Origin of the sequence: Streptomyces niveiscabiei, assembly GCF_033794345.1 — a bacterium.
In the GTDB taxonomy this organism is placed as follows: domain Bacteria; phylum Actinomycetota; class Actinomycetes; order Streptomycetales; family Streptomycetaceae; genus Streptomyces; species Streptomyces niveiscabiei.
Genome location: NZ_JARAYJ010000109.1, coordinates 1 through 1,320, shown reverse-complemented (window position 1 = coordinate 1,320; position 1,320 = coordinate 1). Strand labels below are relative to the sequence as shown.

The window sequence follows — 1,320 nt, the reverse complement described above, 5'->3', positions numbered from 1 at the left end:
CGGGGCCTTCCCCCGAAGCGTGGACACCGTTTGCTATGCGGCAGTGGTCAGCGTAGCTGATCGCTGTTCGAAGGCGATGGGGCTGATGTAGCCCAGCCCCGAGTGCCTGCGTCTGGTGTTGTAGCGGGTGACCCACCGGAACACTGCGAGACGGGCCTCACGCGCTCCTGACCAGCGTTTCTTCCCTTGCAGAGTCTCCCTTTTCAGGGTCGCGTTGAAGCTCTCCGCGGCGGCGTTGTCCGCGCTGGTACCGACCGCTCCGCGCGAGCGGATCACGCCGAGCCGACGGCACACCTTCGCGAACTCCTTCGATGCGTACTGCGCTCCGTTGTCGCTGTGGAAGATCGCCCCGTCGAGGCTGCCGCCCCGGGTGTGGGCGGCGGCTTCGAGCGCGTCGGTGACCAGCTCGGTACGCATGTGGTCGGCGATCGACCAGCCCGCGAGTCGCCTGGAATGCAGGTCCAACACCGTTGCCAGATAGAGGAATTGGCCATCTCCGACGGGCAGGTACGTGATGTCGCCGACGTACTTGGTGTTCGGCTCGCTCGCGGTGAAGTCCCGCCGCAGCAGGTCCGGCACCCGGGCCGCTTCCGGCTCGGGGACCGTGGTGCGGACCTTCTTGCGCAGGTGCACGCCCTGGACGCCGATGCGGCGCATCACCCGCTCGACCCGCTTGTGGTTGACGCCGATCCCGGCGGCCTTCAGTTCGGCCGTGATGCGCGGGATGCCGTAGGTGCCGTCGGACTCCCTGTGGATCTCCCGTATCCGCCGTGCCAGCCGGGCATCGTCCCTGGCCCGCGCCAGGCGGGCCGGGGCGGCCTTCAGCCACCGGTAGAACCCGGACCGGGAGACCTCCAGCACCCGGCACAGCCGCTTGACGCCGAACGCGCCGCGATGATCATCAACGAACTGGAAACGGCTCACCAGTTGGTCTCGCCGGCGAAATACTTCGCGGCCCTCCGCAGGATCTCCCGTTCGGTTTCCAGCTCCCTGATCCGGGCCCTGAGCTGCTTGTTCTCTTCTTTCAGCACATCGCCGGAGGTTACCTCGGCAGTCTGTGCCGCCCGTGGCGAGCCGCTGGTGCCCGCCGCGTGGCCCTTGCGGGCCCGCTCGGTCCGCACCCAGTTCCGCAGCGTCTCCCGGCTGATCCCCAGGTCCTTGCCGACGCCCTCGAACGTGTTCTTCGGGTCCGACAGGTACAGCGCGACAGCGTCCGCCTTGAACTCCGCCGAATACACCTTCATCACCATGCGTGACATCTCTTCCTCTGGACCCTCAAGGTCCAGTGTCCAAGGTGTCCACGCCCAAGGGGAAAGGCCC

1 protein-coding gene is annotated in these 1,320 nt (G+C 67.3%); it reads right to left on the bottom strand.

Features of this window, described 5'->3' with window-relative positions; genetic code table 11:
- Window positions 1–33 precede the first annotated feature (33 nt).
- Window positions 34–1,250, bottom strand: a protein-coding gene (locus tag PV682_RS44045) for an IS3 family transposase (protein ID WP_319738589.1) whose coding sequence is annotated in 2 segments (ribosomal slippage) — window positions 34–935 and window positions 935–1,250 — 1,218 coding nt in all. Because the reading frame shifts where the segments join, the coding sequence is not laid out codon by codon here.
- Between the last annotated feature and the right edge of the window lie 70 nt (window positions 1,251–1,320).